The following is a 7,930-nucleotide window of genomic DNA, read 5'->3' as shown; positions in this document are numbered from 1 at the left end:
ACCACTAAACTCGTACGCGAGCCCGGTCCGTTCCTCGGCTGTTACTTCCGCTGGTCGTTGCGCCTTGTCTTGCCTGCCTCGCCTACGTCTTTCCACGCTCTGTTTGCGGGAGCAGGGTGGTCCGCCAGATTCATTCGGCGAAACGGCGGCTGCCCAGTACCAGCCCGGCAAGCATCAGGGCGACCAGGCCGAAGGCAAAGGTCAGCGATGCGTAGTGTGCGATCACGCCCATCAGCGCCGGGCCTGCCAGCACACCGGCAAAGCCGATGGTGGTTGCGGCAGTGATCGCCTGATGTACCGGCACGAGCTGTTGCCGGCTCAGCGAGGAAATCAGTACCGGCGAGACATTGGCGCAGCCCAGCCCGCACAATCCATAGCCAAGCAGCGTCAGTGCCCAGTGCTCGGTGACGAGGCCGATGGCGATACCGAGAGCTGCCAGCAAACCGCCGAAGCCGATAACACGCGCTGTCCCCAGAGCATTGACCACCGGAGCGCCAGCGAAACGGGCAATGGTCACCATCAGTGCAAAGCTTGCGTAACCCAGGCCGCCCATGGCGGTGTCCAGCGCCTTCTGCTCGGTGAGGTAGAGGGCGCTCCAGTCCAGCACAGCGCCTTCGGCCAGATAGACGATGAAACACAAGCCACCGACCAGCAATACCATGCCGGTGGGCCGAACGAAGGCCACGCCACCTGCCGGGGCCCTGTCGCGAAGGAAGCCAGGGCTCACCAGCAGGTTCGCCAGTACGATCAGCGCAATCATCAGCAGCGTCCCGGTCGCCGGTGCCAGGCCCAATGTCAGGGCAGCGGTCAGCGCAAGCGCGCCACAGATTGAACCCAGGCTGAACATGCCGTGAAAGTTCGACATGTGCCGCCTGCCGGTTTCGCGCTCGATCAGCACGCCCTGGATGTTGAGCACCACATCGATGACGCCCAGGCTGCCGCCGAAACAGAACAGCGCCAGGGCCAGAACCCAGATCGAGTCGGTCAGCGCTATCCCGGCGAGCGCAAGAGCCAGCAGCAGCACGCTGGAGAGCACCACCGGGCGAATCCCGCGACGGTTTACCAGCAGACCAGAGAGCGGCATCCAGGTCAGTGAGCCGATGCCGATGCACAGCAGCAGCGAGCCGAACAGCGCATCGCTCATCTCGATGCGTTCGCGCACGTAAGGCACCAGGGGCGCCCATATGGACAGTCCAAAACCGGCCATGAAGAAGCCGGCACGGGTCGCGCTGCGGGCGGCAGGTGATGCCGCATCGACGGAGCAGGGTGCCGCAGGCATGAATGACCTCTGTAAGGTGAAATGAAGCGCGCAGCGCATTATTGCAAAGATCGGCTGTCCAACGCCTCGGCAGCCTGAAGGAGCCCATCCAGAACATCGAGCCGTGCCCCGCTCATGCTAATCTTCCGCCTTGTCCAGCAATGCGGTCCGGAGCGGTACATGAAGTTCATTCACCAACGCGAACACCTCAACGAAGACGACTTCGTGATCATCGAATGCTCGCAGCCCTGCAATATCCGCCTGATGAACGACAAGAACTTTCGCAGTTTCAGAAATGGCGGGCGCCATGCCTACCACGGCGGGGCGTTCGACAAGTTTCCGGCAAAGATCAAGGTTCCCAACACCGGTTTCTGGAACATCACCATCGACACCGTGACGCGCCGGGCGATCAGTGTGACGCGCAAGCCGGCGCTCACCCATAGCATCAAGATCGTGCGCAATTCACCCTCGCAACTGAAATAGTCACGCCCATCCGCCACTACACCCATGCCTGAGCTGCAGGACAATGCCTGAATCGCAATCGCGTACCACGCTGGCCCATCTCGGCATGCTGCTGTGGGCGTTGTTCGTGGGCCTGTCGTTTCCTGCGGTTGGTTTACTCAGTGAAGGCCTGCCACCACTGCTGCTGACGGCCATGCGCTTTGGCATCGCGGCACTGGTGCTGGCGCCGCTGGCCTGGCGGCAGAGTGAAGGCAGACCGAGGATGGCGACCCTGCTGCTTTACGTCCTGATGGGGCTGTGTCTGGCAGGCTTCTTCGGCACCATGTTCTGGGCGGCTCACCGCGTCAGCGCCTTGTCGATGGCAACGTTGTTCGTAAGCGTGCCGCTGTTGGCCTACTGCTTGGGCAGAGGGCTGGGCGTCGAGCAGCCGGCTGGCCGCCTGCTGGCGATTCTCGCGCTTGGAGCTGGCGGCGCACTGGGCTTGGCCTGGGCGGAAAACGGCGGGGATTTTGCCGGCATGCAACTAGGTTTGGGGGAGCTTGGATTCTTCCTCGGTTGCGTGGCATCGGCACTGTACCCGGTGCTCAGCAAGTGGGGGCTGGCACGCGGAGTATTGCCAAAACAAGCCGGGCTGCGCACCTTCTGGAGCCTGATCAGTGGCGCTGTTCTCATCGGTCTGATGGGGCTGCTGTGGGAAGCCCCGCAGGCGTTGCTGAAGATGAATCTCCTCGACGTGCTGCTGGTGATCTACCTGGGCGTTTTCTCCAGCGCCATGACGTTTTTCCTGCAGCAACGCGCAACTGCGGTGCTGACGCCGGGTGCTGTCACGGCCTACAGCTATCTGGTGCCTTTTGTCTCGATGTTGCTGCTGTTCTTCGACCAGCCAGCGCGCATGGGCTGGCACTGGGCACCGGGTGCCTTAACGGTGATGCTCGCCATTGCGCTACTGCTGCGGCGCTCAGCGCACCGTTAGTTTCCCAGCAGCGCCCGGGTATGTGCGTTGGCACGCCGCTCCCGTTCGGCCCAGGTGCCGCCGATTTCCACGAAGTGCTGGTTTCGGTTTGTCAGCCAACTCCGGCACTCCTCGTAAAAACCTTGGCGTTCGGCCAGTCCGGGCTGGCATCGCTGGCCATCGTCATGCCATGGGATACCTTCCGGTGACAGCAGCAGATGCTGGTGATACTGGCGCTGCAACAGTTCGTCTTCCAGCCAGGCAGGACTGGAGCCGAACAGGGTCCGGCTCCAGAGGATATTGCTGAGCAAATGCGTATCGAGAATCAGCAGGTGTGGCGCCCGGCTGCGGGCGGCATCTTCCAGGGCCAACTGACCGCGGGCGATAGCAGGAATATCCGCCAGACAGGTATCGCGCTGCTCGCGGTCGATGAAGTCACGCACGTACTCGCCGACCAGCAAGCCGCCGAACTGCTGATGCAAGCGTGCAGCCAGCCAGCTCTTGCCGGTGGATTCCGGGCCGGTGAGCACCAGCACCTTCATCCTGAGGGCACCAGTGCCAGACGCCATTCCCGTAGTCCCATGATCGCCAGCAGGGTGAAAAGTCCGTAGAGGCCCGCGGTGAGCCAGTAATCCTGCCAGGCGAAGAAGCCGATATAGAGCACATCGACCGCTATCCACAGCAACCAGCACTGCACCCGCTTGAGCGCCATCCAGAACTGCGCCAAAAGGCTGAAGGCGGTGAGCGTGGCATCCGGCCAGGGAAACAGTGCCTCGGTGTAGCGTGCCATCAGCCCACCCAGCAACAACGCGCCCAGCGACGCAATGCCGAAGCCGATCAGTACTTCATGCGTACTCGCCCAGCTCACCCTCCTGCGCCCGCTGCCTTCGCCACCGCGGGTCCACTGCCACCAGCCGTACAGCTGAAACAGCGCGAACACGCCGTGCAGCAAGACCTGGGAAAACAGCTTCGCTTCGACAAAGAACCAGGCGTACAGCGACACCATCACCAGGCCGATGGGCCAGCACCAGGGGTTCTGCCGGACAGTCAGCCATACGGCGATGACGCCCAGGCTCGAGGCGATGATTTCCAGAGGGTGCATGGCCTGGGTGTAATCAGTCGTCGCCTTCGGCGCCGATGGCCGAGAAGCATCTGATCACATGACCGCCTTCGAGTTGCCAGCTGTCGTCTGCGTGCTGATACATGGCTTCCATGACCTGGTTGTAGCTGAATTGCCACTGACGGCGCTGGCGACCATCGAGGGCCTCGATGCGCAGCACGACCGTTTCGCTGGCAAAGGACTGGTCGGCTTCGGCTGCGGCATCAGCCTCGTCGAGCAGAGGCTCGTCGAGGCTGAAATCGCTGGCGTGCAGACCGTCGATCACCAGCATGTCGGCGTTTTCCAGCTGGTCCAGCAGATAAGGTACGTCGCTCATGTGTGCTCCGCTCAGATGTCGTAACCCAGGTTCGGCATCAGCCAGCGCTCGCTGACCTCAATGCCCTGGCCCTTGCGCTGCGAGTAGCTCTCGATCTGGTCCTTGTCGACCTTGCCGACGGCAAAGTATTGCGCCTTGGGATGGGCGAAATACCAGCCACTGACGGCAGCCGTGGGGAACATGGCGTAGTGTTCGGTGAGGAATACGCCGCTCTGGCCGGGCTTGTTGAAGTCCGCTTGCGGGTCGAGCAGCCGGAACAGGGTGGCTTTCTCGGTGTGGTCGGGACAAGCCGGGTAGCCGGGAGCAGGGCGGATGCCCTTGTATTGCTCGCGGATCAGGTCCTCGTTGCTCAGGGCTTCATCCTTGTCGTAGCCCCAGTACTCGGTGCGCACGCGCTGGTGCAGCCACTCGGCACAGGCTTCAGCCAGTCGGTCGGCCAATGCCTTGACCATGATCGAGTTGTAATCGTCGCCAGCGTCCTGATAGGCCTTGGCCACTTCTTCGGCGCCAATGCCGGCGGTGGTGATGAAGCCGCCCACGTAGTCGGTCAGGCCGCTTTCCTTCGGCGCGACGAAGTCGGCCAGGCTGAAATTCGGCTTGCCGTCGGTCTTCACCGTCTGCTGACGCAGATGGTGCAGGGTGGCTAGCTGTTCGCCGTTGTCGCCGTAGACTTCCAGATCGTCATGGGCAACCTGGTTGGCTGGCCAGAAGCCGAATACGGCGCGAGCCCTGATCAGTTTTTCGTCGATCAGTTTGTTCAGCATCGCCTGAGCATCGGCGAACAGTGCGGTAGCGGCTTCGCCTACCACCTCATCCTGAAGAATTCGCGGGTACTTGCCGGCCAGGTCCCAGGAAATGAAGAACGGCGTCCAGTCGATGTACTCGGCCAGGGTGCGCAGGTCGATATCCTCCAGCACCTTGCAGCCGGTGAAAGTCGGCTTCACTGGCGCGTAGTCGGACCAGTCGAACTGCGGCTTGGCCTCAATGGCTTTCTCGTAACTGAGTCGTTCGGTGCGGGCGGCACGGTTGGCAGTACGCTCGCGGATCATCGCGTACTCTTCGCGGATCTTGGTGGCGTAATCCGGCTTCATCTCCTTGGACAGCAGCGTTGTGGCCACGCCCACGGCGCGCGAAGCGTCGGTGACGTACACCACGGCATCGTTCTTGTAGTGCGGGTCGATCTTCACCGCCGTGTGCGCCTTGGACGTGGTGGCGCCGCCAATCATCAGCGGCAGGCTGAAACCCTGGCGCTGCATTTCGCGGGCGACATGCACCATCTCGTCCAGCGACGGAGTGATCAGGCCAGACAGCCCGATGATGTCGCACTTCTCCTCGATGGCGGTTTTGAGGATCTTGTCGGCGGGCACCATCACGCCCAGATCGACGATGTCGTAGCCGTTGCAGCCGAGCACCACGCCGACGATGTTCTTGCCGATGTCATGCACGTCGCCCTTGACCGTGGCCATGAGAATCTTGCCCTTGGCTTCCGGCTTGTCGCCTTTTTCTGCTTCGATAAAGGGGATCAGGTGCGCCACGGCCTGCTTCATTACCCGGGCGGATTTGACCACCTGGGGCAGGAACATCTTGCCTGAGCCGAACAGGTCGCCAACCACGTTCATGCCGGCCATCAGCGGGCCTTCAATGACTTCGATGGGGCGTGCGCATTGCTGCCGAAACTCTTCGGTGTCTTCAACGATGTGCGAGGTGATGCCCTTGACCAGTGCATGCTTGAGACGCTCGACCACGTCCAGGCCACGCCATTCCTCGGTTTCAACTTCCTTGACGCTACCGTCGCCGCGGTAGTTGTCGGCAATGGCCAGCAGGGCTTCAGTGCCATTGGCGTTGCGATTGAGCACCACATCTTCGACCGCTTCACGCAGCTCCTTGGGAATCTCGTCGTAGATTTCCAGCTGACCGGCGTTGACGATGCCCATGGTCAGGCCGTTGCGGATCGCGTGGAGCAGGAAAACCGAGTGGATGGCCTCACGCACCGGATTGTTGCCGCGGAACGAGAAGGACACATTGGACACGCCGCCCGAGGTGAGCGCATGGGGCAGCTCGTCGCGGATATAGGCGCAGGCCTCGATGAAGTCCACGGCGTAGTTGTTGTGTTCCTCGATGCCGGTGGCGATGGCGAAGATGTTCGGGTCGAAGATGATGTCTTGCGGAGGGAAACCGACTTCATTGACCAGAATGTCGTAAGAGCGCTTGCAGATTTCCTTCTTGCGTGCGGCAGTATCGGCCTGGCCAGCCTCGTCGAAGGCCATCACCACCACAGCGGCACCGTAGCGCTTGCACAGCCTGGCGTGCTCTTTGAACTGCTCGACGCCTTCCTTCATGGAAATCGAGTTGACGATGCCCTTGCCCTGGATGCACTTGAGGCCCGCCTCGATCACTTCCCATTTCGACGAGTCGATCATGATCGGTACACGGGAAATATCCGGCTCGCCAGCGATCAGGTTGAGAAAACGTACCATCGCGGCCTTGGAGTCGAGCATGCCCTCGTCCATGTTGATGTCGATCACCTGTGCGCCGGCTTCCACCTGTTGCAGGGCGACTTCCAGCGCCTCGGTGTAGTTTTCCTCGCGAATCAGACGGGCGAAGCGGGCACTGCCGGTGATGTTGGTGCGCTCGCCGACGTTCACGAACAGTGAGCTGCGGTCGATGGTGAAGGGTTCCAGACCGGACAGGCGACAGGCTTTGGGGATCTCTGGAATGACGCGCGGCGGGTATTTGGCCACGGCTTCGGCGATGGCCTGGATATGCGCCGGGGTGGTGCCGCAACAGCCGCCGATGATGTTGAGGAAACCGCTGGCGGCGAATTCTTCGACCACTTCGGCCATCTGCGCCGGGGTTTCGTCATATTCACCGAAGGCGTTCGGCAGACCGGCGTTGGGGTGCGCGGAAACGTGAGTCTCGGCCTTACTGGAAAGTTCTTCCAGATAGGGCCGCAGTTCCTTGGCGCCCAGCGCGCAGTTCAACCCGACCGAGATGGGGTTGGCGTGGCTTACCGAGTTCCAGAAGGCTTCGGTGGTCTGACCCGAGAGGGTGCGCCCGGACGCATCGGTGATGGTTCCGGAAATCATGATCGGCAGTTCGATGCCGATTTCCTCGAATACACCCTGCACGGCAAAGATCGCTGCCTTGGCGTTGAGGGTGTCGAAGATGGTTTCGATCAGGATCAGGTCAGCACCGCCCTCGATCAGGCCGCGGGTGGCTTCTGAATAGTTGTCCACCAGTTCGTCGAAGGTCACGTTGCGGTAGCCAGGGTCGTTCACATCCGGCGAGATGGAACAGGTACGACTGGTCGGGCCAAGTACACCGGCGACGAAGCGCGGACGGTCCGGGGTCTCCAGAGTTTTGGCGTCACACACCTGCCGAGCCAGTCGCGCACCCTCGACGTTCAGTTCGTAGGCCAGCGCTTCCATGCCGTAGTCGGCCTGGGACACACGGGTGGCGTTGAAGGTATTGGTTTCGAGGATGTCGGCGCCGGCATCCAGATAAGCTTTTTCGATGCTGCCGATCACGTCCGGGCGGCTGAGTATGAGCAGGTCGTTGTTGCCTTTCACATCCTGTGGCCAGTCGGCGAAGCGTTCGCCGCGATAGTCCTCTTCCTGCAGCTTGTAACTCTGGATCATGGTGCCCATGCCGCCGTCGAGAATCAGGATGCGCTCCCTGAGCGCTTGCCGGAGGGCCTGGAGACGGTCGTTGCGATTGGACATGGGGACTACCTGAGAAAGCGGATTGCGAAGGGTGCGAATGATAGCAAAGCTGCATGTTTTTTGACCGCTCGTGGTTTTCCATGAATAGGATTCATGTTGC

General features: G+C 61.5%; 7 protein-coding genes. 2 read left to right on the top strand and 5 right to left on the bottom strand.

What is annotated here, in order from left to right; translation table 11 throughout:
• Window positions 1-130 precede the first annotated feature (130 nt).
• Complete coding sequence (locus tag NAV32_RS11600; RefSeq protein ID WP_256052950.1) at window positions 131-1,279, bottom strand: MFS transporter; 1,149 nt, start codon at window positions 1,277-1,279, stop codon at window positions 131-133.
• A 114-nt stretch (window positions 1,280-1,393) separates the two neighbouring features.
• Between NAV32_RS11600 and NAV32_RS11595 the strand changes: the two genes are divergently transcribed.
• Together NAV32_RS11595 and NAV32_RS11590 are read left to right on the top strand one after the other, a co-directional pair.
• On the top strand, window positions 1,394-1,741 hold the full coding sequence (locus tag NAV32_RS11595; protein WP_423836427.1) for a DUF1883 domain-containing protein: 348 nt from the start codon (window positions 1,394-1,396) through the stop codon (window positions 1,739-1,741).
• Window positions 1,742-1,784: 43 nt separating this feature from the next.
• Window positions 1,785-2,693: a DMT family transporter gene (locus tag NAV32_RS11590; RefSeq protein WP_256052948.1), complete on the top strand. Its 909-nt coding sequence runs from the start codon at window positions 1,785-1,787 to the stop codon at window positions 2,691-2,693.
• Here the strand turns inward: NAV32_RS11590 and NAV32_RS11585 are convergent.
• From NAV32_RS11585 to metH, 4 genes are read right to left on the bottom strand one after another with little or no spacing between them, the layout of a single operon-like run.
• On the bottom strand, window positions 2,690-3,214 hold the full coding sequence (locus NAV32_RS11585) for an AAA family ATPase (RefSeq protein ID WP_256052954.1): 525 nt from the start codon (window positions 3,212-3,214) through the stop codon (window positions 2,690-2,692). The genes NAV32_RS11590 and NAV32_RS11585 overlap by 4 nt on opposite strands.
• Window positions 3,211-3,774, bottom strand: coding sequence for a nicotinamide riboside transporter PnuC (gene pnuC, locus NAV32_RS11580; RefSeq protein ID WP_256052947.1), 564 nt, complete (start codon window positions 3,772-3,774; stop codon window positions 3,211-3,213). The genes NAV32_RS11585 and pnuC overlap by 4 nt, the downstream gene beginning before the upstream one ends.
• Before the next feature lie 13 nt (window positions 3,775-3,787).
• Complete coding sequence (locus NAV32_RS11575; protein ID WP_256052946.1) at window positions 3,788-4,108, bottom strand: DUF5629 family protein; 321 nt, start codon at window positions 4,106-4,108, stop codon at window positions 3,788-3,790.
• Between the two features lie 11 nt (window positions 4,109-4,119).
• Entirely contained in the window at window positions 4,120-7,830 is a 3,711-nt protein-coding gene (gene metH / locus NAV32_RS11570; RefSeq protein ID WP_256052945.1) for a methionine synthase, read from the bottom strand.
• Window positions 7,831-7,930 lie beyond the last annotated feature (100 nt).

This window comes from Stutzerimonas stutzeri (assembly GCF_024448695.1).
Taxonomy (GTDB): Bacteria; Pseudomonadota; Gammaproteobacteria; order Pseudomonadales; family Pseudomonadaceae; genus Stutzerimonas; species Stutzerimonas stutzeri_T.
Note: the sequence above shows the minus strand (reverse complement) of the source record. Positions and strands in the feature narration are given on the sequence as shown.